General features: G+C 33.8%; 35 protein-coding genes. 5 read left to right on the forward strand and 30 right to left on the reverse strand.

The window, feature by feature from the left end; all coding sequences use genetic code 11:
- Positions 1–4 precede the first annotated feature (4 nt).
- From secY to rpsL, 25 genes are all read right to left on the reverse strand, one after another.
- Positions 5–1,348 carry a preprotein translocase subunit SecY gene (gene secY, locus ACZ098_RS03840; protein WP_487310411.1) on the reverse strand — a complete coding sequence of 448 codons (1,344 nt, stop codon included), beginning with the start codon at positions 1,346–1,348 and terminating at the stop codon, positions 5–7.
- A 12-nt stretch (positions 1,349–1,360) separates the two neighbouring features.
- Positions 1,361–1,813, reverse strand: a complete 453-nt coding sequence (rplO, locus tag ACZ098_RS03845) for a 50S ribosomal protein L15 (RefSeq protein ID WP_487310412.1) — start codon at positions 1,811–1,813, stop codon at positions 1,361–1,363.
- A gap of 14 nt (positions 1,814–1,827) precedes the next feature.
- Positions 1,828–2,007, reverse strand: coding sequence for a 50S ribosomal protein L30 (gene rpmD, locus ACZ098_RS03850; protein ID WP_103804330.1), 180 nt, complete (start codon positions 2,005–2,007; stop codon positions 1,828–1,830).
- 12 nt (positions 2,008–2,019) lie between these two features.
- The gene (rpsE, locus tag ACZ098_RS03855; protein WP_487310532.1) at positions 2,020–2,544 is read right to left on the reverse strand and encodes a 30S ribosomal protein S5; all 525 of its coding nucleotides are present in this window, start codon (positions 2,542–2,544) and stop codon (positions 2,020–2,022) included.
- A gap of 3 nt (positions 2,545–2,547) precedes the next feature.
- Positions 2,548–2,901: a 50S ribosomal protein L18 gene (rplR, locus tag ACZ098_RS03860; protein ID WP_487310413.1), complete on the reverse strand. Its 354-nt coding sequence runs from the start codon at positions 2,899–2,901 to the stop codon at positions 2,548–2,550.
- Positions 2,902–2,912: 11 nt separating this feature from the next.
- Complete coding sequence (rplF, locus tag ACZ098_RS03865; RefSeq protein WP_487310414.1) at positions 2,913–3,455, reverse strand: 50S ribosomal protein L6; 543 nt, start codon at positions 3,453–3,455, stop codon at positions 2,913–2,915.
- Positions 3,456–3,473: 18 nt separating this feature from the next.
- On the reverse strand, positions 3,474–3,872 hold the full coding sequence (gene rpsH, locus ACZ098_RS03870) for a 30S ribosomal protein S8 (protein WP_487310415.1): 399 nt from the start codon (positions 3,870–3,872) through the stop codon (positions 3,474–3,476).
- Between the two features lie 140 nt (positions 3,873–4,012).
- Positions 4,013–4,282 carry a 30S ribosomal protein S14 gene (gene rpsN / locus ACZ098_RS03875; protein WP_487310416.1) on the reverse strand — a complete coding sequence of 90 codons (270 nt, stop codon included), beginning with the start codon at positions 4,280–4,282 and terminating at the stop codon, positions 4,013–4,015.
- Positions 4,283–4,285: 3 nt separating this feature from the next.
- Complete coding sequence (rplE, locus tag ACZ098_RS03880) at positions 4,286–4,837, reverse strand: 50S ribosomal protein L5 (RefSeq protein ID WP_487310417.1); 552 nt, start codon at positions 4,835–4,837, stop codon at positions 4,286–4,288.
- 2 nt (positions 4,838–4,839) lie between these two features.
- Positions 4,840–5,154, reverse strand: a complete 315-nt coding sequence (gene rplX, locus ACZ098_RS03885) for a 50S ribosomal protein L24 (RefSeq protein WP_487310418.1) — start codon at positions 5,152–5,154, stop codon at positions 4,840–4,842.
- 11 nt (positions 5,155–5,165) lie between these two features.
- A complete protein-coding gene (rplN, locus tag ACZ098_RS03890) occupies positions 5,166–5,534 on the reverse strand; it encodes a 50S ribosomal protein L14 (protein WP_395053532.1) in 369 nt (122 codons plus the stop codon).
- A gap of 2 nt (positions 5,535–5,536) precedes the next feature.
- Positions 5,537–5,797 (reverse strand): 30S ribosomal protein S17, encoded by a 261-nt coding sequence (gene rpsQ / locus ACZ098_RS03895; protein ID WP_487310419.1) that lies wholly within the window; start codon positions 5,795–5,797, stop codon positions 5,537–5,539.
- 18 nt (positions 5,798–5,815) lie between these two features.
- Positions 5,816–6,007 (reverse strand): 50S ribosomal protein L29, encoded by a 192-nt coding sequence (gene rpmC / locus ACZ098_RS03900; RefSeq protein ID WP_487310420.1) that lies wholly within the window; start codon positions 6,005–6,007, stop codon positions 5,816–5,818.
- 12 nt (positions 6,008–6,019) lie between these two features.
- Entirely contained in the window at positions 6,020–6,445 is a 426-nt protein-coding gene (rplP, locus tag ACZ098_RS03905; protein ID WP_487310421.1) for a 50S ribosomal protein L16, read from the reverse strand.
- A 20-nt stretch (positions 6,446–6,465) separates the two neighbouring features.
- Positions 6,466–7,221: a 30S ribosomal protein S3 gene (rpsC, locus tag ACZ098_RS03910; protein ID WP_487310422.1), complete on the reverse strand. Its 756-nt coding sequence runs from the start codon at positions 7,219–7,221 to the stop codon at positions 6,466–6,468.
- 5 nt (positions 7,222–7,226) lie between these two features.
- Positions 7,227–7,637: a 50S ribosomal protein L22 gene (rplV, locus tag ACZ098_RS03915; RefSeq protein WP_487310423.1), complete on the reverse strand. Its 411-nt coding sequence runs from the start codon at positions 7,635–7,637 to the stop codon at positions 7,227–7,229.
- A 6-nt stretch (positions 7,638–7,643) separates the two neighbouring features.
- Entirely contained in the window at positions 7,644–7,922 is a 279-nt protein-coding gene (gene rpsS, locus ACZ098_RS03920; RefSeq protein ID WP_007136562.1) for a 30S ribosomal protein S19, read from the reverse strand.
- Positions 7,923–7,932: 10 nt separating this feature from the next.
- Positions 7,933–8,757 (reverse strand): 50S ribosomal protein L2, encoded by an 825-nt coding sequence (gene rplB, locus ACZ098_RS03925; RefSeq protein WP_487310424.1) that lies wholly within the window; start codon positions 8,755–8,757, stop codon positions 7,933–7,935.
- Between the two features lie 9 nt (positions 8,758–8,766).
- Complete coding sequence (gene rplW, locus ACZ098_RS03930) at positions 8,767–9,057, reverse strand: 50S ribosomal protein L23 (RefSeq protein ID WP_487310425.1); 291 nt, start codon at positions 9,055–9,057, stop codon at positions 8,767–8,769.
- Between the two features lie 6 nt (positions 9,058–9,063).
- Complete coding sequence (gene rplD / locus ACZ098_RS03935) at positions 9,064–9,693, reverse strand: 50S ribosomal protein L4 (protein ID WP_487310426.1); 630 nt, start codon at positions 9,691–9,693, stop codon at positions 9,064–9,066.
- Entirely contained in the window at positions 9,693–10,310 is a 618-nt protein-coding gene (rplC, locus tag ACZ098_RS03940; RefSeq protein ID WP_487310427.1) for a 50S ribosomal protein L3, read from the reverse strand. Before rplC ends, rplD begins: the two co-directional genes overlap by 1 nt.
- A 106-nt stretch (positions 10,311–10,416) precedes the next feature.
- The gene (rpsJ, locus tag ACZ098_RS03945) at positions 10,417–10,722 is read right to left on the reverse strand and encodes a 30S ribosomal protein S10 (RefSeq protein WP_035125647.1); all 306 of its coding nucleotides are present in this window, start codon (positions 10,720–10,722) and stop codon (positions 10,417–10,419) included.
- An 11-nt stretch (positions 10,723–10,733) separates the two neighbouring features.
- A complete protein-coding gene (fusA, locus tag ACZ098_RS03950; protein ID WP_487310428.1) occupies positions 10,734–12,890 on the reverse strand; it encodes an elongation factor G in 2,157 nt (718 codons plus the stop codon).
- A 10-nt stretch (positions 12,891–12,900) separates the two neighbouring features.
- Positions 12,901–13,377 carry a 30S ribosomal protein S7 gene (gene rpsG, locus ACZ098_RS03955; RefSeq protein WP_487310429.1) on the reverse strand — a complete coding sequence of 159 codons (477 nt, stop codon included), beginning with the start codon at positions 13,375–13,377 and terminating at the stop codon, positions 12,901–12,903.
- A 60-nt stretch (positions 13,378–13,437) separates the two neighbouring features.
- A complete protein-coding gene (gene rpsL / locus ACZ098_RS03960; protein WP_144893908.1) occupies positions 13,438–13,821 on the reverse strand; it encodes a 30S ribosomal protein S12 in 384 nt (127 codons plus the stop codon).
- A 346-nt stretch (positions 13,822–14,167) separates the two neighbouring features.
- Between rpsL and ACZ098_RS03965 the strand changes: the two genes are divergently transcribed.
- From ACZ098_RS03965 to ACZ098_RS03975, 3 genes are all read left to right on the forward strand, one after another.
- Positions 14,168–15,823, forward strand: coding sequence for a BamA/TamA family outer membrane protein (locus tag ACZ098_RS03965; RefSeq protein ID WP_487310430.1), 1,656 nt, complete (start codon positions 14,168–14,170; stop codon positions 15,821–15,823).
- An 88-nt stretch (positions 15,824–15,911) separates the two neighbouring features.
- Entirely contained in the window at positions 15,912–16,646 is a 735-nt protein-coding gene (gene rlmB / locus ACZ098_RS03970; protein ID WP_487310431.1) for a 23S rRNA (guanosine(2251)-2'-O)-methyltransferase RlmB, read from the forward strand.
- A gap of 15 nt (positions 16,647–16,661) precedes the next feature.
- Entirely contained in the window at positions 16,662–17,093 is a 432-nt protein-coding gene (locus tag ACZ098_RS03975) for a hypothetical protein (RefSeq protein WP_487310432.1), read from the forward strand.
- 1 nt (position 17,094) lies between these two features.
- Here ACZ098_RS03975 and ACZ098_RS03980 read toward each other — a convergent pair whose 3' ends face one another.
- Positions 17,095–17,880: a rhomboid family intramembrane serine protease gene (locus tag ACZ098_RS03980; protein WP_487310433.1), complete on the reverse strand. Its 786-nt coding sequence runs from the start codon at positions 17,878–17,880 to the stop codon at positions 17,095–17,097.
- 212 nt (positions 17,881–18,092) lie between these two features.
- Between ACZ098_RS03980 and ACZ098_RS03985 the strand changes: the two genes are divergently transcribed.
- The gene (locus ACZ098_RS03985; protein ID WP_487310434.1) at positions 18,093–19,370 is read left to right on the forward strand and encodes a replication-associated recombination protein A; all 1,278 of its coding nucleotides are present in this window, start codon (positions 18,093–18,095) and stop codon (positions 19,368–19,370) included.
- Positions 19,371–19,407: 37 nt separating this feature from the next.
- Here ACZ098_RS03985 and ACZ098_RS03990 read toward each other — a convergent pair whose 3' ends face one another.
- From ACZ098_RS03990 to radC, 3 genes are read right to left on the reverse strand one after another with little or no spacing between them, the layout of a single operon-like run.
- Positions 19,408–20,154, reverse strand: coding sequence for a hypothetical protein (locus ACZ098_RS03990; RefSeq protein ID WP_487310435.1), 747 nt, complete (start codon positions 20,152–20,154; stop codon positions 19,408–19,410).
- A gap of 1 nt (position 20,155) precedes the next feature.
- Positions 20,156–20,845, reverse strand: coding sequence for a YjjG family noncanonical pyrimidine nucleotidase (locus tag ACZ098_RS03995; RefSeq protein WP_487310436.1), 690 nt, complete (start codon positions 20,843–20,845; stop codon positions 20,156–20,158).
- Between the two features lie 2 nt (positions 20,846–20,847).
- Positions 20,848–21,540, reverse strand: a complete 693-nt coding sequence (gene radC / locus ACZ098_RS04000) for a RadC family protein (RefSeq protein WP_487310437.1) — start codon at positions 21,538–21,540, stop codon at positions 20,848–20,850.
- Between the two features lie 73 nt (positions 21,541–21,613).
- Between radC and ACZ098_RS04005 the strand changes: the two genes are divergently transcribed.
- On the forward strand, positions 21,614–22,219 hold the full coding sequence (locus ACZ098_RS04005; protein WP_487310438.1) for a DUF1287 domain-containing protein: 606 nt from the start codon (positions 21,614–21,616) through the stop codon (positions 22,217–22,219).
- A 7-nt stretch (positions 22,220–22,226) separates the two neighbouring features.
- Here ACZ098_RS04005 and ACZ098_RS04010 read toward each other — a convergent pair whose 3' ends face one another.
- Positions 22,227–23,582 carry a UDP-N-acetylmuramate--L-alanine ligase gene (locus ACZ098_RS04010; protein WP_487310439.1) on the reverse strand — a complete coding sequence of 452 codons (1,356 nt, stop codon included), beginning with the start codon at positions 23,580–23,582 and terminating at the stop codon, positions 22,227–22,229.
- Between the last annotated feature and the right edge of the window lie 5 nt (positions 23,583–23,587).

Genomic DNA, 23,587 nt, shown 5'->3' on the forward strand with positions numbered 1-23,587 from the left:
AAAATTAAGCTACTGCCTTTCTATTTTTACCACTCTTCATCAAACCATCATAATGTTTATTCAATAAATAAGAATTTATTTGTTGAATAGTATCAATTGCAACTCCTACCATAATTATCAAAGAAGTACCACCATAAAACATAGCCCATGATTGTTGAACATCTAAGCTTACAACGAGTGCTGGAAAAATAGCAATCAAAGCTAAGAATAATGATCCCGGGAATGTAACTAATGACATGATTTTATCAAGGTAATCAGCAGTTTCAACACCAGGTTTGATACCTGGAATAAATCCACCACTTCTCTTTAAATCGTCAGCCATTTTGTTAGTTGGAACTGTAATTGCTGTATAGAAAAATGTAAAAATTATGATCAAAGAAGCAAAAACCAAATTGTACCAAAATCCAAACATATTACTAAAAGCACCTGCAATCGACTGAGAAGTTTCAGACTGAGAAATACCAGCTAAAGCAGCAGGGATGAACATAATTGCTTGTGCAAAAATGATCGGCATAACACCTGCAGCGTTTAATTTTAATGGTATCCATTGTCTATTTCCGCCCATCATATCTTGTTCAAAATCACCAGTAGTTGTTCTACGAGCATATTGAACAGGAATTTTTCTAATTGCCATTACTAATAAGATACAAGCTATTATAACAAGTAACCAAACAATAATCTCTAAAACTAGAATCATTGGCCCTCCGTTATTGTTAGTAACTCTAGAAGTAAATTCTTGAATCAATGCTTGCGGTAATCTTGCAAGAATTCCAACCATAATTAATAGCGAGATTCCATTTCCTATACCTTTATCAGTAATTTTTTCTCCTAACCACATTGCAAATATTGTTCCTGTAGTTAAAATTAATACTGATGAGAATAAGAATGAAAACGAATCGAATCCTAACAAGAAAGCACTTTGTGGGATGGTTTGTCTTAGGTTAAAAATGTAACCAGGACCTTGAAGTAATGTAATTCCAATAGTCAACCATCTAGTAATTTGGTTTAACTTTTTTCTTCCACTCTCACCATCTTTTTGTAGCTTTTGCAAATAAGGAATTGCAATTCCCATTAACTGAACAACAATTGAAGCAGAAATGTAAGGCATAATACCAAGTGCAAAAACAGATGCTTTAGAAAATGCTCCTCCAGTAAACATATCCAGAATAGAACCTATTCCTTCTTTTGTTTGACCTGTTAAACCACTTAACTGTGTAGCATCAATTCCAGGAAGAGTAACGTGAGCTCCGAATCTATAAACAAGAAGCAAACCTAAAGTAACAAGAATTCTGTTCTTTAACTCTTCAATTTTCCATACATTTTTGAATGATTCAATAAAATTCTTCATATAATCAGAATATTATAATAATACTACTTCACCACCAGCTGCTTCGATAGCGGCTTTAGCTGTTGCAGTAAATTTGTGAGCAGATACTTTCAATTTTGATTTTAGTTCACCTCTACCAAGAATCTTAACCAATTCTGTTTTGGTAGCTAAACGATTTGAAACTAATACTGAGAAATCTACAGTATCTGTAACAATTCCGTTATCAACTAATAATTGAAGTGTATCAAGATTAACACCTTGATGTTCTATTCTATTAACATTTGTGAAACCAAACTTAGGCACACGTCTTTGTAATGGCATTTGACCACCTTCAAATCCAATCTTTTTAGAATAACCAGAACGAGATTTTGCTCCTTTGTGACCTCTTGCAGAAGTACCACCTTTACCAGAACCTTCTCCTCTACCTAATCTTTTATTTTGATTGTGTGTAGAACCTTCAGCAGGTTGTAAGTTACTTAAATTCATAACTATAATTGTTATTAAGCTTCTGTTACAGAAACTAAGTGTTTAACTTTATTTATCATTCCAAGGATAGTTGGATTTGAATCATGTTCTACAACCTGACCCATCTTACGTAGACCTAAAGCTTCCAAACCTCTTTTTTGAGTAAGAGGACAATTGATTTTGCTTCTAACTTGTTTTACTAATAATTTAGCCATAATTTCCTTGAATTAACCTTTAAAAACTTTTTCTAAAGAAACTCCTCTCTGTTTTGCAACAGTATGAGCGCTTCTCATTTGTAGTAATGCATCAAAAGTTGCTTTAACCACATTGTGTGGATTAGAAGAACCTTGAGATTTTGATAATACATCATGAATTCCTACTGATTCTAATACTGAACGAACAGCACCACCAGCAATAACTCCTGTACCATGAGATGCAGGCATTAAGAAAACACGAGCTCCACCAAATTTACCTTTTTGTTCGTGAGGTACTGATTGACCACTTAAAGGAATTCTAACTAGATTTTTCTTAGCATCTTCTACTGCTTTCGCAATTGCTTCAGAAACATCTTTAGATTTTCCTAATCCGTGTCCAACAACACCACTTTCATCACCTACTACAACAATAGCAGAAAAACCGAATGCTCTTCCTCCTTTTGTTACTTTGGTAACACGATTTACACTTACCAGACGATCTTTTAATTCAAGACCACTTGGTTTTACTAATTCTACATTTTTGTATTTAGACATAATATATTAGAATTTAAGTCCAGCCGCTCTTGCGCCTTCTGCTAATGATTTAATACGACCGTGATATAAATAACCTCCTCTATCGAAAGTTACTGTATCGATACCGGCTTTTAACGCTTTTTCTGCAACAAGTTTTCCAACTTCAGTTGCAACTTCTACGCTAGTACCTTTAAAATCTACTCCTTTATCTCTCGATGAAGTAGCTAATAAAGTAACACCATTTACATCATCTATTACTTGCGCATAGATTTCTTTGTTGCTTCTGAAAACAGAAAGTCTTGGTCTAGCAGCAGTACCGCTAACAATCTTTCTAATTCTATACTGGATTCTCTGTCTTCTTTCAGATTTTGATAATGACATAATCTATATTTTTAAGCTGATTTACCTGCTTTTCTTCTTAATACTTCACCTACAAACTTAACACCTTTTCCTTTGTATGGTTCTGGCTTACGGAAACCTCTAATTTTCGCAGCGATTTGACCTAACAATTGTTTATCGAAAGAAGTTAATTTTACGATAGGATTCTTACCTTTCTCAGAAATTGTTTCCAAAGTTACTTCTTTCGCAACTTCTAAAACGATATTGTGAGAAAATCCTAAAGCTAAATCAAGTTTTTGCCCTTGATTTGAAGCTCTATATCCAACACCCACAAGCTCTAATTCTTTAGTAAAACCAGTTGACACACCAACAATCATATTATTGATTAATGATCTATATAAACCGTGTTTAGCTCTTTCATCTTTGTGATCTGAAGATCGCTCTACAATCACACTACCCTCTTCAATTTTCACAGTAACGTTAGAAAACTCTTGTGTTAATTGACCTAATTTTCCTTTAACTGTAATCAAAGCATCAGTAACATCAACTGTTACACCCGCTGGAATTACTATTGGATTTTTACCTATTCTTGACATCGCTTAGTATATTTAAAATTAGTAAACGTAACAAATTACTTCACCACCAACATTAAGTTGTTTGGCTTGTTTTCCAGTCATCAAACCTTTTGATGTAGAAACAATAGCAATTCCAAGTCCGTTAAGGATACGAGGAATTTTAGAAGAACCTGCATACTTACGTAAACCTGGCTTACTAATTCTTTGGATATCTTTAATTACAGACTCTTTAGTATCTTTATCATACTTTAAAGCGATTTTGATTGAACCCTGAACCGAGTTGTCTTCAAATTTGTAACTAAGGATATAACCTTGGTCGAATAAAATTTTTGTGATTTCTTTTTTAAGGTTAGAAGCTGGAATCTCAACCACTTTATGGTTGGCTCTAACTGCATTTCTAACTCTCGTAAGATAATCCGCAATTGGATCTGTATACATATTTATAAAATTGTGGAAACGGTTTTCAGCAGAACTATTCTACTGAACCTGACCCCATTAAACTCATTTTTTAAAACAGATAATTGTACGTTACCTGCTAAAAGCTGGCAAATGTACAATTATCTATTGAAATAAACTAACTACCAGCTAGCTTTCTTTACTCCTGGAATTAATCCTTGGTTAGCCATTTCTCGAAAAGTAACACGAGAAAGACCGAATTGACGCATATACCCTCTAGGTCTTCCAGTTAATTTACAACGATTGTGTAAACGTACTGGCGAAGCATTTTTTGGTAATTTTTGCAAACCTTCATAATCTCCAGCTTCTAATAAAGCTTTTCTTTTTTCAGCGTACTTCTCTACCGTTTTTTCTCTTTTAACCTCACGGGCTTTCATTGATTCTTTAGCCATATCTTAATTCTTTTTAAAAGGTAAACCTAATTCAGTTAATAATGATTTAGCTTCTTTATCAGTAGCAGCAGATGTTACAAATGTAATATCCATACCAGAGATTTTGTTTACTTTATCAATATCAATTTCAGGAAAAATGATTTGTTCTAAAACTCCAAGGTTATAATTACCTCTTCCATCAAAACCTGTAGCTTTAATTCCACTAAAATCTCTTACACGAGGTAAAGCAGAAGTTATAAGTCTATCTAAAAACTCATACATTCTCTCGCCACGTAAAGTAACTTTAGCACCAATCGGCATTCCTTTTCTTAATTTGAATGACGCAACATCTTTTTTAGAGATTGTAGCTACAGATTTTTGTCCTGTAATTTTAGTTAATTCATCTACTGCGTAGTCAACTAATTTTTTATCAGAAACTGCTGCTCCAACTCCACGGCTTACAACTATTTTTTCAAGTTTTGGAACTTGCATAACGTTTTTGTAACCGAATTCTTCTTTAAGTGCAGATATAACTCTTGAGTTATACTCTTCTTTTAGTCTAGGTATATATGCCATAACTATAGTACTTGATTAGATTTTTTTGAAAATCTTACTTTCTTATCACCTTCTACTCTTGTTCCAACCTTAGTAATCTCTTTAGATTTTGGATCTATTAAAGATAAATTAGAAATTTGTATTGGTGCTTCTTTTTTAACGATTCCTCCTTGCGGACTTTTAGCAGATGGTTTTGTATGTTTTGAAACCATATTTACACCTTCTACAATCGCCTTATTGTCATCACGAATAACTCGTACAACTTTACCTTCAGAACCTTTATGGTCTCCAGCAATAACTCTTACGATGTCACCCGATTTAATTTTTAACTTTGTCATCATTAATCGAATTAAAGCACTTCAGGTGCTAATGATACAATTTTCATGAATTGTTTTTCACGAAGTTCTCTTGCTACTGGACCAAAAACGCGAGTTCCTCTCATTTCTCCTGCTGCATTCAAAAGAACGCAAGCATTGTCATCGAAACGAATGTAAGAACCATCAGCTCTTCTCACTTCTTTTTTAGTACGAACAACAACTGCAGTTGACACAGTACCTTTCTTAACGTTACCGTTTGGCGTTGCATCTTTGATTGAAACTACAATTTTATCTCCAACAGAGGCATAACGTCTTTTCGTTCCTCCTAATACACGGATAGTCAAAACTTCTTTTGCTCCTGTGTTATCTGCGACTTTTAGTCTTGATTCTTGTTGTACCATAATTATTTAGCTCTTTCAATGATTTCAACTAATCTCCAACATTTAGTTTTACTTAAAGGTCGAGTTTCCATGATCTTTACAGTATCTCCAATATTACAATCGTTTGTTTCGTCGTGTGCATGATACTTTTTAGTTTTCAACACGAACTTACCGTATAATGGGTGTTTTACTCTTCTTGTTTCAGAAACAACGATAGATTTCTCCATTTTGTTGCTAGTAACTACACCTATTCTTTCTTTTCTTAAATTTCTTTTATCTTCCATCTTTCAGCAGATTACAATTTATTGTAACTCTCTTTTACTTACTTCAGTTGCCAATCTTGCTACCGCTCTTCTCATTGTTCTAATTTGAAGAGGATTTTGAATTGGTGAAATAGTGTGAGCAGTTTTTAATTCAGCGTATGTTTTTTTTAACTGACTAAGTTGCACTTGTAACTCAGCTGTAGACAGATTTATAATTTCTGATTGTTTCATAATTTATATATATTATGCTTCGAAATCTCTAGCAACAACAAATTTAGTTTTAACTGGAAGCTTTTGAGCTGCAAGACGTAATGCTTCTTTTGCAACTGCTAAAGGTACTCCTCCAACTTCAAACATAATTTTTCCGGGTTTACAAACGGCAGCCCAATACTCTACTGCTCCTTTTCCTTTACCCATACGTACCTCAAGAGGTTTCTTTGTTATAGGTTTATCTGGAAATACATTGATCCACAATTGGCCTTCTCTCTTCATGTAACGAGTTGCAGCGATACGCGCAGCCTCAATTTGGCGTGAAGTTAAGAAAACACCATTTTCATGTACAGATTTAATTCCAAACATTCCACTTGAAAGCATGTGTCCTCTTTGAGAAACACCTTTCATTCTACCTTTTTGTACCTTACGGTATTTTGTTCTTTTAGGCTGTAACATTTTTCTTTTACTTTAAAAAATTACTTTCTTTTACGTGCATCTGGTTTACCACCTTTGTTAAAAGGTTTTCTATCTCCTCTTGGAGAATCACCACCTTTTCCACCAGAAGCTTGTTTTTTATCCATTCCAACTAGTGGAGATAAATCACGCTTTCCGTAAACCTCACCTTTCATGATCCATACTTTGATTCCCATTCTACCGTAAGTAGTGTGAGCTTCACCAAGTGCGTAATCAATATCGGCTCTGAAAGTTGATAGAGGAATTCTACCTTCTTTGAAACCTTCTGAACGTGCCATTTCAGCACCATTCAAACGACCAGAGATCAAAACCTTAATACCTTCTGCATTCATACGCATTGCTGCTGCGATTGCCATTTTAATAGCTCTTCTGTATGAAATACGGTTTTCAATTTGACGAGCAATGCTTGTTGCAACTAAATAAGCATCTAACTCAGGTCTTTTAATTTCAAAGATGTTAATTTGAACCTCTTTGTCAGTAACTTTCTTAAGTTCTTCTTTCAACTTGTCTACCTCTTGACCACCTTTTCCGATAATAATACCAGGTCTAGCAGTAGTGATAGTAACGGTTACAAGCTTTAAAGTTCTTTCGATAATTACTTTTGATACACTAGCTTTTGATAAACGAGCATGAATGTACTTTCTGATTTTATAATCTTCAGCGATTTTGTCACCGTAATCATTTCCACCATACCAGTTTGAATCCCATCCTCTGATGATACCAAGTCTGTTTCCAATTGGATTTGTCTTTTGTCCCATCTTTATTAATTGCTTTGTGTGTTATCTACTTGTCCTAATACGATTGTTACGTGGTTAGAACGTTTTCTAATTCTGTGTGCTCTTCCTTGTGGAGCTGGACGAAGTCTTTTCAACATCATTCCACCATCTACAGTGATAGTTTTTATAAATAAGCCTGCTTCAGCTACATTTCCATCAGCATTTTTTTGCTCCCAGTTATTGATCGCAGACAATACTAATTTCTCTAATTTTCTTGAAGCTTCTTTTGAGCTGAATCTTAAAATATTAAGTGCTCTTTCCACTTTCTGACCTCTTACCAAGTCCGCAACTAAGCGCATTTTTCTAGGTGAAGTAGGGCAGTTATTTAACTTTGCAAAAGCTATAGACTTATTAGCCTCTTTTCTTGCGTCTGCTGTTTCTCTTTTACGAACTCCCATTGCTTCTTATTTTTTACCTTTATTTTTTGCTCCAGCGTGACCTCTAAAAGATCTTGTTGGTGAAAATTCTCCTAATTTGTGACCTACCATGTTCTCAGTTACATAAACTGGAACAAATTGACGACCATTGTGTACTGCGATAGTTTGCCCTACGAAATCTGGAGTAATCATTGAAGCTCTAGACCATGTCTTAACAACTCCTTTATTTCCACCAGCTATATTTTCTTGAACTTTTTTATCTAATTTGTAGTGTACAAAAGGTCCTTTTTTTAATGAACGTGCCATATCTAACTAATTATTTCTTTCTGCGTTCAACGATATACTTATTACTCGGGTTAACTTTAGAACGAGTTCTATAACCTTTAGCAGGAAGACCTTTTCTAGAACGTGGATGACCACCTGAAGAACGTCCTTCACCACCACCCATTGGGTGATCAACAGGGTTCATTGCTACTGGTCTAGTTCTTGGTCTTCTACCTAACCATCTTGTTCTACCTGCTTTACCAGATACGATCAATTGATGATCAGAGTTAGATACAGCTCCAATTGTAGCAGAACAAGTAAGCAAGATTAATCTTGTTTCACCTGAAGGCATTTTAATTGTAGCATATTTTCCGTCTCTTGCCATAAGTTGAGCAAAAGTTCCAGCACTTCTAGCAATAGTAGCACCTTGACCAGGACGTAGTTCAATACATGAAATTACTGTTCCTAATGGTATTTTACTTAGAGGTAAAGTGTTACCGATTTCTGGAGAAGCTTCTTCACCAGAAACAACAGTTTGTCCTACCTGTAAACCATTTTGAGCAATGATATAAGTTTTAGCTCCATCTGCATAAAATAATAATGCGATAAAAGCAGTTCTGTTTGGATCGTACTCAATAGATTTAACTGTAGCTGGAATTCCAACTTTAGTTCTTTTAAAATCTACGATACGATACTTTTGTTTGTGACCACCGCCTGTATAACGCATGGTCATTTTTCCTTGACTATTTCTACCTCCAGAGTTATTTTTCGGTGCGATCAATGAACGCTCCGGCTTATCAGTTGTTATGGCGTCAAAACCATTAACAACTCTAAAACGCTGACCCGGGGTAATAGGTTTTAATTTTCTTACTGACATCTTATTGTATTAGATATTGTTGTAAAAATCTATTGTTTCTCCTTCTTGTACTTGTACAATTGCTTTTTTGTAAGCATTTGTCTTTCCACTGATTAAACCACTTTTAGTGTATTTTGTCGATCTATCTGGTCTTACGTTCATTGTATTAACATTTACAACCGTAATACCATAAGTAGCCTCAACAGCTTTCTTAATTTGTACTTTGTTTGCTTTTTTGTCTACAACAAAACCAAAACGATTAAAAACCTCACCATCTTTAGTGATTTTCTCTGTAATTATAGGTTTAATTATGATACTCATGTCCTATTATTTGCTTAAATTTTCTACAATTCCTTCTATAGAACCTTCTAAAAGTACTAAATTATTAGCATTTAATATAGCGTAAGTACTTAATTCTGAACTAGTTAGTACGCTAGATGCCTTTAAATTGCGTGAGGACAAATATACATTTTTATTTGTATCACCCAACACAAATAAAGATTTTTTATTATCTAACCCTAAAGCACTTAAAACATTCAAAAAGTTTTTAGTGTTTGGAGTGTCAAAAGTAAAATCTTCAACAACTACTAAATTTGATTCTTGAGCTTTTAAAGAGAAAGCGGATTTTCTTGCTAATCTTTTTAAATTTTTGTTCAATTTGAAAGAGTAACTTCTTGGACGTGGTCCAAAAACTGTACCTCCACCTTTAAACAAAGGGTTTTTTGCACTACCAGCACGAGCTGTACCAGTACCTTTTTGCTTTTTAATCTTACGCGTACTTCCAGCAACTTCAGCTCTTTCTTTAGCTTTGTGAGTACCTTGTCTTTGATTTGCTAAATATTGTTTAACATCAAGATATACTGCGTGTTTGTTTGGTTCTATACCAAATACTGAATCAGAAAGTTGAATTTTTCTTCCAGTATCTTTTCCTGTGATATCTAAAACTTTTACTTCCATTATTTCTGAATGATTACGAAAGAGTTTTTGTGACCAGGAATAGCTCCTTTTACAATAAGTAAATTCTTTTCAGAAACTACTTTCAAAACTCTAAGATTTTGAACTTTTACATTTTCTCCACCCATTCTACCAGCCATTCGCATTCCTTTGAATACTCTTGATGGATAAGATGATGCTCCTACAGAACCTGGCGCTCTTAAACGGTTGTGTTGACCGTGAGTTGCTTGACCAACACCACCAAATCCGTGACGTTTTACAACACCTTGAAAACCTTTACCTTTAGAAACACCTTGTACATCTACAAATTCTCCTTCTGCAAATACACTTACATTGATGCTATCACCAAGTTTATACTCACTTTCGAAACCTTGAAATTCAACGACTTTTTTCTTAGCAGATGTACCAGCTTTTTTAAAGTGACCTAAGTCAGCTTTAGTTGCATGCTTTTCTGATTTGTCATCGAAACCAAGTTGTAACGCTTCATACCCGTCAACCTCATTGGTTCTGACTTGGGTAACGACACAAGGTCCAGCTTCGATTACTGTACAAGGAATATTTTTCCCGTTTTCATCGAAAATGCTAGTCATGCCGATTTTTCTTCCAATTAACCCAGACATATTAAACTATTTATTGATTATTAATTCTTTTTATTTTCAAAGAAGAAAGTATTAGAAGATTTTTCAAAATTCTAATACTTACATCTTAGTATTGTTTAATTTAAAATTAAACTTTGATTTCTACTTCAACACCACTTGGCAACTCTAATTTCATTAGAGCATCAATAGTTTTCGAAGATGAACTGTAAATATCAATTAGTCTTTTGTAAGACATAACTTCAAATTGCTCTCTCGATTTTTTATTAACGTGTGGAGAACGTAATACAGTAAATATTTTTTTGTGAGTTGGTAACGGAATAGGACCAGTTACAACAGCACCTGTACTTTTTACAGTTTTTACAATCTTTTCAGCAGATTTATCTACCAACATGTGATCGTAAGATTTTAATTTTATTCTAATTTTTTGACTCATCTTGATAAATATTATGCGTTTCCTTTTGCTTTTTTGATAACTGCTTCAGATATATTTGAAGGTGTCTCTGCATAGTGAGAAAATTCCATAGTAGATGTTGCTCTACCTGATGAAAGCGTTCTTAATGTAGTTACATAACCAAACATTTCTGATAATGGCACATCCGCTTTAATAGTTTTAGCTCCATTTCTATCTCCCATGTCATTTACTTGACCTCTACGACGGTTGATATCACCAACGATATCTCCCATGTTTTCTTCAGGTGTAATAACTTCCATTTTCATAATCGGTTCAAGGATGATTGCTCCTGCCGCCTTTGCTACTTCTTTGTAACCCATTCTTGCAGCTAATTCGAAAGAAAGAGCATCTGAATCGACTGGATGGAAAGAACCGTCAGTTAAAGTTACTTTCAAACTATCAACTTGATAACCAGCTAATGGTCCAGTTTTCATAGCTTCACGGAAACCTTTTTCTACAGATGGAATGTATTCCTTTGGAACGTTACCACCTTTTACAGCATTAACAAACTGTAATCCTACAGGTACTTTTCCATCAACTTCATCTGCTGGTTCAAGAGTAAATACGATATCACCGAATTTACCACGACCTCCAGATTGTTTTTTGTAAGTTTCTCTATGTGTAGCACTTCTTGTAAAAGCTTCTTTATATTCAACTTGAGGCTCACCTTGGTTAACTTCAACTTTAAATTCACGTTTCATTCTATCTACAAGGATGTCTAAGTGTAACTCACCCATTCCTGAAATAATAGTCTGACCTGAAGCTTCATCAGTTCTAACTGTAAATGTTGGATCTTCTTCAGCCAATTTAGCTAAAGCCATACCCATTTTATCAACGTCAGCTTTAGTTTTTGGTTCGATAGCGATACCAATTACCGGCGCTGGGAATTTCATAGACTCCAAAATAATTGGGTGTTTTTCATCACACAATGTATCTCCAGTTTTAATATCTTTAAATCCAACTGCTGCTCCAATATCTCCAGCCTCGATGTACTCGATTGGATTTTGTTTGTTAGCGTGCATTTGGTAGATACGAGAAATTCTTTCTTTGTTACCAGAACGTGTATTCAATACGTAAGAACCTGCGTCCAAACGACCAGAATAAGCACGGAAGAATGCTAAACGACCTACGAATGGGTCAGTAGCGATTTTAAATGCTAAAGCTGCGAATGGCTCTTTAACATCTGGCTTACGTAATATTTTAGTTTGGTCTTCTTCTAATAAATCAGCATCATCAGGGTGAATTCCTTCGATACCATCTTTATCCATTGGAGATGGTAAGTATTTACATACTGCATCTAACATGAATTGAACTCCTTTGTTTTTGAAAGAAGAACCAGCAATCATAGGAATGATAGCCATGTCCATTACAGCTGCTCTTAACGCGATATTGATTTCCTCTTCTGTGATAGATTCTGGATCTTCCATGTATTTATCAAGTAAGTTTTCATCATAATCAGCAACTGCTTCGATAAGAATATCTCTATATTCTTTAACTTCAGCAAGCATGTCTTCTGGAATAGGCACAATCTCGTAAGTTGCTCCCATACCTTCTTCATCCCAAACAATAGCTTGGTTTCTTACTAAATCAACAACACCTTTGAAATCATTTTCTTCACCAATTGGCAAAGTGATAGCCACTGCATTAGATTTTAGCATGTCTCTTACTTGTTGACAAACCATCAAGAAGTTAGAACCTTGTCTATCCATTTTGTTAACAAAACCGATACGTGGAACACGGTACTGATCTGCAAGTCTCCAGTTAGTTTCTGATTGTGGCTCAACACCATCAACAGCAGAAAATAAGAAAACTAAACCATCCAATACACGTAACGAACGATTTACCTCTACGGTAAAATCAACGTGTCCTGGTGTATCAATAATGTTAAAGTGGTAAGGTAATGTTTCAGGCAATCTTTTACCTTGAACAGTTGGAAAATTCCATTCACAAGTTGTAGCTGCAGAAGTAATTGTAATACCTCTTTCTTGCTCTTGCGCCATCCAGTCCATTGTTGCAGCACCATCGTGTACTTCACCAATTTTGTGTGATTTTCCTGTGTAGAATAATATACGCTCAGTTGTTGTTGTTTTACCAGCATCAATGTGAGCAGCAATTCCTATGTTTCTTGTGTATTTAAGTTCTCTAGCCATTTCTTATGAATTAAAATCTAAAATGTGAGAATGCTTTGTTTGCTTCAGCCATCTTGTGAGTATCCATTCTCTTTTTAACTGCAGCACCTTCTTCTTTAGCCGCAGCTAAGATTTCGCCTGATAGTTTTTGAGCCATAGATTTTTCATTTCTTCTACGAGCATAAAGAAGCATCCACTTCATTGCCATAGAGATTTTTCTGTCTGGACGAATTTGCATTGGAATTTGGAATGTTGCTCCTCCAACTCTACGACTACGTACTTCTACGTGAGGCATAACGTTAGTTAACGCATCTTTCCAAACTTCTAATGCTGATTTTTCATCATTATTCTTTTTTGCTTCTACGATATCCATTGCATCGTAAAATACTTTAAACGCTGTAGATTTTTTACCATCCCACATCAAGTTGTTCACAAAACGTGTAACTAACTGATCGTTAAATTTTGGATCTGGTAAAAGTGGTCTTTTCTTTGCCGCTCTTTTTCTCATTTCTTCGTTTTTTTGTTATCGATTTTTATCTTTCGATAAAATCAAATAACTAGTTTAGATTTACTTTTTTACTTCTTTTGGACGTTTAGCACCGTATTTAGAACGACGTTGCGTTCTTCCCGCTACTCCAGACGTATCTAGCGCACCACGAACGATGTGGTATCTAACTCCTGGTAAATCTTTTACTCTTCCGCCTCGCACTAATACTATCGAGTGCTCCTGTAGATTATGTCCTTCTCCCGGGATGTAAGCATTCACTTCATTTCCATTAGTCAAACGTACACGCGCAACTTTACGCATTGCAGAGTTTGGTTTTTTTGGAGTAGTAGTGTAAACACGCGTACAAACACCTCTTCTTTGAGGACAAGAATCTAAAGCAACCGATTTACTCTTCTTAGTGATTTGAGTTCTTCCTGTTCTTACTAATTGTTGAATTGTTGGCATAATTAAATACTAATTTTTCTTTATTTATTAAATCCCCACTTTTTAGGGGTTGCAAATGTAGTAATTATTTTTAGTAAAACAAATCATAATTCATTAATTTTCAAGAACATTTCTTAACATTGCAAAAAATATATTAATCTCTCATTTTTTACGTTATTTTTACAAGGTTGATAAATAGTAAAATGAATTTTCAGCTAGCGTAGTTTACTTCAATAGCAATTTTATTTCAAATTATGCTCATAAACTAGGTTTCGAAATTCGATTCATTTACCATTTATAGACTATAAAAGATGCTGCTCAAAGCAGAAGTTACCATTTTCAGATTAGACCAAGTCATTTGCTACGAATGAAAAAAATATTTTTTACCTTTCTATTTTGTTTGACATTGCTAGATACTTTTGGTCAAAACCAGTATCTAAAAGTGTATGCAGAAAACAACTTGGCTTTAAAAACAATTGATTCTGTTGGGTATTCCAAAAAACATTCTAATGCTAAAGCGGTAGTAGATGAAACCAACTTATTGTCAAAAAAATTAATAGCTCTTGGATATCTCGAATCGCAAGTTGAAGAGAGTGGAAAAGTAAACGACAGTACTTTTTTTTACAAATTTGCACTTGGTAAGCCAACTAAATTACTACACATATATATAGGTACTAAATTTTCATCATTATTAGAATTCAAAACTGATACTTTAAAAATTCCTTTTTCTGAAAGCGAAACACTTTTGAAGCAGCTTGTAAACAAATTTGAAGTAAAAGGTTTTTCGATGGCAAAAGTAAAACTTGTGGATTTCAAAAATTTAAATGGTAACTTGACTGCAAACTTAAACATTGATATTGGCGAGAAAAGAACTGTAAATGATATTGTAATTAATGGTTATGATAAGTTCCCTCAAGGGCATAAAAAAAACATAAAACGACTTTATAAAAACAAAGTTTTCAATCAACAAGTTTTGGATAAACTTCATAAAGATTTTGAACAGTTTAGATTCGTTAAACAAACTAAATATCCGGAAATTTTATTTACCAAAGATTCTACCAAAATATATGTATATCTGGAAAAAGCAAAATCAAATACATTTGACGGATTTATTGGTTTCAATAATGACGAAACTAACAAAGTTGTTTTTACAGGTTACGTTGATTTAAGTTTACAAAACGTATTGAATTCAGGCGAAAAAATTGCTTTTTATTGGAAAAGCGATGGCGAAGATCAGAAAACATTCAATCTTGGTATTGAACTACCTTATATATTTAAAAGTCCGTTGGGCTTAAAAGGTCAATTAAATATTTTCAAACAAGATAGCACTTTTCAGACCACACAGACAAATATTGATTTAGGTTATTATTTCAATTACAATTCAAGATTGTACTTAGGTTATCAATCGGCAGAATCTAGCGATATTCAGAACTTGAACTCTGTTACTTTAAATGATTTCACCAATACATTTATCACTTCTACTTACGAGTTTGTACAATTTAAAAATGATGATTTCTTATTTCCTGAGAAAACTAACTTCAATCTAAAAATTGGATCTGGAAATCGTGACGCTAAACTTCAAAACAATTCGCAATTTTTTGGAAAATTAAATCTTAAATATAATTTCTATTTAAACCAAAAGAATATTTTTAATATTAAAAGTCAAAATTTTTATTTACAAAGTGATTCGTATATAATTAATGAACTGCAACGTTTTGGCGGTATAAACTCCATTCGAGGCTTCAATGAAAACAGCCTGCAGGCCAATGCATTTACTAGTATTTTGACCGAGTATAGATATGTTTTATCACCATCTATTTACGTTCATTCTATAATTGATTACGCCTATTTTCAAGACAAAACGTCGAATCTCCAAGACAACTTACTCGGTCTTGGATTTGGATTTGGATTGCTAACTAAAAACGGACTTTTTAATATTGTTTACGCCAACGGAAGCACCAACGATCAAGCTATTAAGTTATCCAATTCTATTGTTCATATCAGCTTGAAAGCAACCTTTTAAATAATTAAAAATTACGAATTAAAATTTAAGATGCTTTTCTCAATTTTTAATTTTCAATTTTTAATTCCTAATTGATTACCTTTGCGCCATGGAAAAAGAAAACCAAATTTTCGGAATTAGAGCGATTATTGAAGCAATCAACGCAGGAAAAGAAATCGATAAAGTCTTTGTTCAAAGCGATGCGCAAAGCGAATTGATGCAGGAATTGATGAAAGCGATGAAAAAAAATAGCATCAATTTCTCGTACGTGCCAGTAGAAAAATTAAACCGATTAACTCCAAATAACCATCAAGGTGCAGTGGCAACCATTGCTCCTATTTCGTTTGTTAAACTAGAAACTTTAGTTGACAGCGTTGTAGAAAGCGGAAAAATGCCGTTGTTCTTAATCCTTGATCAATTGAGTGATGCTAGAAACTTTGGCGCCATCATTAGAACTGCCGAATGTACAGGCGTTGACGGAATTATAGTTCAAAAAACAGGTTCAGCACCAGTCAATGGCGATACAGTAAAAACTTCGGCTGGAGCCGTATTTAATGTGCCAATTTGCAAAGTAGATCACATCAAAGACGCTATTTTCTACCTTCAAGGAAGCGGAATCAAAACTGTTGCTGCAACTGAAAAAACCGAAGATAACATTTATGATATTGCGCTAAACGAACCAATTGCCATCATCATGGGAAGCGAAGACCGCGGAATCAATCCATCAGTTTTGAAGATTGTTGATGCAAAAGCCAAGTTACCAATGTTTGGAACTATCGGTTCGCTCAATGTTTCTGTGGCTTGCGGAGCGTTTTTGTATGAAACCGTTAGACAACGACAATAAATGTAAATATTAAAAATGAAAAAAATCGTCTTTATTGTCATATTATTGAGTTTCAAAATGTATTCACAAAATTTTTCAGGTACTTGGAATGTGATATCTTATGAAGATGAAATCACGTATTACAATAAAATTAAAGATTCCATTTCTTATAAAGATCTTTCTAGACAAAATGAAGCTAATAACTTCCGAAAAAAATCAGATCTATTGATATTTCCAATTACATACAAATTTGACAATAACAATAACTTTTCTATGAATCATTCAATAATGGGTGAAATTGGAAAAGGAAAATTTGAATTAGACAAATTAAATAAGAAAATTGTTCTTCTAGATAAAGATGGAAAAAAAGATGAAATTTTATATAATTACGAAAATGGAATTTTATTCATAGAAATTGAATTAGAAAATAGTACAATTAAAATTGGATTAATTAAAAGTACTTCATAATTTATTCCTCTTCCTTATTTTCCCTAAAAACATAAACATATTTTATTGGTTCACTTTGTATTTGTTCTTCTAAAACTTCCAAAATTTCTTCAGGTTTTGGTGGATTAACGAAGTTGCCGTTCTCATCAAATCGTTTCATAAAAGCATCTTCTTCTGGATTGAAATCGGGTTTTTCCCAATCGTATTGAATGTCTTTCACATAATCTGGTGTTTTAAATTGCATCGCAAATACAAATCCTGTTACCAAACCAGCCAAATGCCCTTCCCACGAAATAGAACTTTCACCTACAATTTCAGGTTGTGGGAAAACATACCAAAGCATGCCGCCGTACAATAAAACTACTGCAAATGACAATGCCATCAATCGGTAATATTGTGTTCGCAACCCTTTGAAGAAAATAAATGAAACCAAAACATAAATCAAACTGCTCGCGCCAATATGATAGGATGCTCTTCCAATTATCCATGTAATAATTCCTGAAAGTACTATTCCATAAACCAAAACTTTTAAGGAAACATCTCGATAAAAATAAATTAATGCGGTGGTCAAAATGAATAATGGCAATGTGTTACTTGCAATGTGATTCAAATCACCATGTAAAAATGGACTGAACAAAACACCTTGTAATCCTGAAAAAGTTCTTGGAAGAATTCCGTGATTGTTTAGATTCAGGTTGAACGAATTGTCTATGTAAAATACAAACCAAATCACAATCAACAAAAACGTTGGAATAATCCAAGTTGCTGGTGAAAATTTAAAATGGTTTAATTCGTTATTGTGTCTCATAGTGACAATTGATTTATCAAAAATACAACCAATAATTATTTAGTGCTATTTTGTCATATCAATTTGAAAATTTGAAAATTAGATAATTTGAAAATTACTTTAAAAATGATTTATAATAATTAAATTTGTAAAGTGCCTGTTTGAATTGAAATACCTTATCCAAATTCATTGTGCATTTTCAAATCTACAAATTATTACATTTTCAAATTAAAATGGAAGCACCTTTAGCCGAACGCATTCGTCCTCAAAAACTAGAAGATTACATCAGTCAGCTGCATTTGGTTGGACCAAATGGTTCGTTGACGCAACAGATTGCTCGTGGCGTAATTCCATCGATGATTTTTTGGGGTTCGCCTGGAACTGGCAAAACGACTTTGGCGCAAATTATTGCCAAGCAAAGTAATCGTCCGTTTTATGAATTGAGTGCGATAAACAGCGGTGTAAAAGACATTCGCGATGTAATTGAAAAAGCGAAACAAAGTGGCGGATTGTTCACAGCAAAAAACCCGATTTTGTTTATTGATGAAATTCATCGTTTTAGTAAATCGCAGCAAGATTCGCTTTTGGCAGCGGTTGAAAAAGGTTGGGTAACCTTGATTGGAGCCACGACTGAAAATCCGAGTTTTGAGGTCATTCCAGCGTTATTGTCACGTTGTCAGGTTTATGTTTTGAATCCGTTTTCGAAAGAAGATTTGTTGGCACTTTTGGAACGAGCGATGAAATTAGACACAACAATTTCATCTAAAAAAATAAAAATTAAAGAATCGGAAGCGTTGTTGCGACTTTCTGGAGGCGATGGACGCAAACTATTAAATATTTTTGAATTGGTTGTAAACGCAAGCCCTGAAGGTCAAATTACTATCACCAATGAAAAAGTTTTAGAATTAGTACAACAAAACACCGTTCTTTATGACAAAACTGGCGAGCAACATTATGATATTGTTTCGGCTTTTATAAAATCCATCCGTGGAAGCGATCCAAATGGTGCAGTTTACTGGTTAGCGAGAATGATTGAAGGTGGCGAAGATGTAAAATTTATTGCTCGAAGAATGCTGATTTTATCTAGTGAAGATATTGGAAATGCAAATCCTACGGCTTTTATCATGGCAAATAATACGTTTCAAGCGGTTGCAACTATTGGCTATCCTGAAAGCAGAATTATCTTAAGTCAATGTGCGGTTTATTTAGCAACCTCTCCAAAAAGTAATGCAAGTTATATGGCAATTGGCGAAGCGCAAGCGGTTGTAAAACAAACAGGCGATTTACCTGTTCCGATTCATTTGCGCAATGCACCAACCAAATTGATGAAAGAATTGGGTTATGGTGACGACTATCAATATTCTCACAACTACGCCAATAATTTTAGCGAACAAGAATATTTACCTGATGCCATTAAGGAAACAAAATTCTACGATCCAGGAAGTAATTCTAGAGAAAATGGAACAAGAGAATTTTTGAAAAATCGCTGGAAAGATAAGTATGGTTATTAGTTCTTAGTCCTTAGTTTTTTAGTCCTTAGTATACAATTTAAAACTTCACTTCTACTTTTTCCGAAACTAATTTATCGTTTTGATAGTATTCAAAAAACCATTCGTTGTTTCTTAAAAAGAAAACACCTTGAGTTGTTCCTTTGGTAGCGATAAAAAAATCTTTTGTAGTAGTTTTAAAGATTTTATAAATCACTTTTGGCTCGGTATTGATTAATTGAAAACCATTCGCAATAGGTTGAGCAAATAACGCTGCAATAGTTTCATTAGAATTAGCAACCTTAACATCCTCTTTAATCACAGCTACTTTTTCTTCCGTACGACTTTCTTTCGCTGGTTCACCTACCATTTCTAAACTTTTTTCGGAAGGTTGGTAGCTATAATTCAATTTGTCAAATGAAGCGAAAGCCTGTCTTAGCGCTTGCGTATAAGCCACTTTGTATTCCTTTTCTTTACTTCTTCCCTCTTCTGAGACAAATAACACCGTGTTTTTACAATCTTTTAAAACAACTTTTAATTTAGTTAAGAATAAAGAACTATTGTTTTCGATACTTACGAACACTTTATTACAATTAGTACTCGCAAAATCTGCAGGTAAAATTTCAGAATCTAAATAGGTTTCGAAACCATATTTTTGCATAAACATTTTAGTCAAAGTATTAAGTCCATACAAATCTTTGGATTTCAGAAAATCGTATTTTGCTGGAACTAATGCGTATTTGTAATCATTTATATTTTGTGAAAAAGAAACGGTTGTAATAAATAGTATGAGAATAAATCTTTTCATTTTAAAGATATTTTTTTAATTCTAGTAAATAATTAATTTGTTTAATATGATTCGGAATTTCAACTTTTTGTTCGTTAAAATGAATGGCATCCATTCCGAAATCTAATGCGCCTTTTACGTCTGCATCAATGCAATCGCCAATCATAATACAATTTTCCTTCGAAACGTTGGACAAAGATAACGCAAATTCGAATATTTTAGGATGCGGTTTTTTTACACCTGCCATTTCAGAATTGGTTACCGATGAAAAATAGGAAGAAATGCCTGAGTTTTCGAGTTTTTTATACTGAACAGCGGCGAAACCATTGGTAATAATATGCAGCTTGTAATTGGGTTTCAAATAATCTAAAATTTCTATAGCTCCATCAAACAACAAATTACTTTCTGGTAAATAACGGATATAATCGTCCGACATTTTATCTATATTGTCATCTGATATCGTAATTTTTAAAGCATCAAAAGAATATTTTAATCGCTTGTACCGAAGTTCTTCATGTGTAATTTTATCTACTTGATACAATTTCCAACATGCTTGATTTATCGGAGCATAAACTTCTATAAAAGAGGTCGTATCAATATGTGGAAAATCGTTTTTAAAAATTTTATCAAATGCTTGTTCTGAATTTTTATCAAAATCCCATAAGGTATGATCTAAATCAAAATAAACATGGGTTACTTCTTTAATTTTCATAGTTATAATTTACTTTCGTCGGCAAAACTGTAGTATCCAGCTTCAGTTACAATAAGATGATCTAAAACGCGTATATCTAAATTTTCGCCGGCTGCTTTTAATTTTTTAGTGATTAAAACATCTGCTTCACTAGGACTTAAAACACCCGACGGATGATGGTGTGCCAAAATGATAGCGGTTGCATTGTGCTCTAAAGCAATTTTAAAAACAATTCTGGTATCAACAACTGTTCCAGTAATTCCACCTTTGGATAGTTGGTTTTTATATACTACTTTGTTAGAATTATTTAAATAAAGAACCCAAAATTCTTCATGAGGCAAATCGCCAATTATAGGATGCATAATTTCAAAAGAGTTTTTACTAGAGGTAATTTTAACTAGTTCAACACGTTCTTCTTCCCGTCGTCTTTTCCCCAATTCAAGTGCAGCAATAATTGTAATCGCCTTGGCATCACCAATTCCTTTAAACTCCATCAATTGTTTTATTGAAAGTTTACCCAAAGCATTTAAATTATGATCAACACTTGATAAAATTCGTTTGCTCAATTCAACTGCAGTTTCGTTTCTACTTCCAGAACCAATTAAAATAGCCATCAATTCGGCATCCGTTAAAACTGATTTTCCTTTATTCATCAGTTTTTCTCTTGGCTTATCGTCTTCAGCCCAATTTTTGATTGAAAAATTAGTTTGTTCCATTGGCTTATAAAAAATTAAACTACAAATAACAATTTGATAAATAGTTCGTTATATCTTTAAAAGCTATAAAAGTATGAAACCAATTTATTTATTACTAATTGCTTTGTCATTTTTTACGTGTGCACAAAAGGAAAAGACAAAAAACACGGTACAAACATTTCAAGAAAAACTGTCTGATGAAGCAATTTCTATAATTGATTCGACTGTAGAATATGATCCTAATTACTACGCCATCCGATACCCAAACGGTGATGTACCAAAAAATAAAGGTGTTTGCACCGATGTGGTCATCCGTTCCTACAGAAAACTTAGAATTGATTTACAAAAAGAAGTTCACGAAGATTTAAAAGCTAATTTCTCTAAATATCCCAACCTTAAAAAATGGGGTTTAAAAAAACCTGATACTAATATTGACCATAGACGCGTTCCCAATTTGGAAGTATTTTTTGAACGAAAAGGAACCAAACTGCCTGTTTCAAAAAATCCAAATGATTATAAAACGGGTGAAATTGTAACTTGGATGATCAACGGAAAATTACCTCATATCGGAATCGTTACTAATCAAAAATCAAATGACGCCAAACGGCCATTAGTAGTTCATAATGTTGGAGGCGGACAAGTACTTGAGGATTGCCTATTTAGTTATGAAATTGTTGGTCATTACAGGTATGAAAAGTAATTTAAAATTAATTTACTAACTCCTTCACCTCATCAAAATTCAATCCTCCATAATTCCCGGAACTCATTAATAACAAAGCAGTATTAGCAAAATTTTGACTAAAAAGGAAATCTTTAAAATCGGCTGGATTGGTATAAATGATTAAATCTTCTCGTTCAAAAGATTGCGCAATTTGCTCATAAGTTACTTCTTCTAGTTGCTTAATTTTTACTGCATCTGGCGAATAGAAAACTACTGCAACGTCGGCTGCATCGAGTGCGCCTTGATATTCTTTTAGAAATTCAGCATTTAAACTACTGTAGGTATGCAATTCCAAACACGCAATTAACTTTCTATCTGGATACTGACTTTTTACTGCTGTAGTAGTTGCCGAAACTTTACTAGGTGAATGAGCAAAATCTTTATAAGCCACTTTTCCTATTCCTTCTGCAATTTTTTCTAAACGTTTGCTTGCGCCTTTAAAACTTGAAATAGCTTCATAAAAATCAGCTTCATCTACACCCATATTTTGGCAAATCCATTTAGCACCAGCCAAATTATTCAAATTGTGCGCACCAAAAACTTCAATTGGCATAGCACCTTCGGGTGTTTCTAACAATGTTATTCCGTTTTCTACAACATAGTCAGGTGTTGCATAAGGCATTTTTCTAATGGTGTTCGTAGTTGTTTCAGCTACTTTTTTTACCGTTGCGTCTTCTTCGTTGTACACAAGAATTCCGCCTTTTGTAATTTGATTTACGAAGATTTCGAATTGCTCGACATAGTTTTCAAAGGTTGGAAAAACATTAATGTGATCCCAAGCAATTCCAGAAAGCAATGCGATATTGGGTTGATACAAATGAAATTTTGGTCTTCTATCGATTGGTGACGAAAGATATTCATCGCCTTCAAGAACGATAAAATCATTATTTTCTGTAAGATGAACCATCGTGTCAAAACCCTCTAATTGAGCGCCAACCATATAATCGACTTCGATATTATGGTACTGCATTACGTGCAAAATCATCGAAGTTATGGTTGTTTTTCCATGAGAACCACCAATTACAACTCGAGTTTTATTTTTAGATTGCTCGTATAAAAATTCAGGATACGAATAAATTTTCAACCCCAATTCTTTAGCTTTTAATAATTCAGGATTGTCTGCTTTGGCATGCATTCCAAGAATTATTGCTTCAATGTCTTGCGATATTTTTTCAGGAAACCAACCAAATTCTTCAGGTAACAAACCCTTTTTTTCTAATCTTGATTTTGATGGTTCGAATATGGCATCATCGCTACCAGTAACTTTATATCCTTTATTGTGCAATGCTAAAGCTAGGTTGTGCATTGCCGCACCACCAATGGCTATAAAATGTGTTCTCATGTTTT

It is taken from the genome of Flavobacterium sp. SP2, assembly GCF_057626655.1.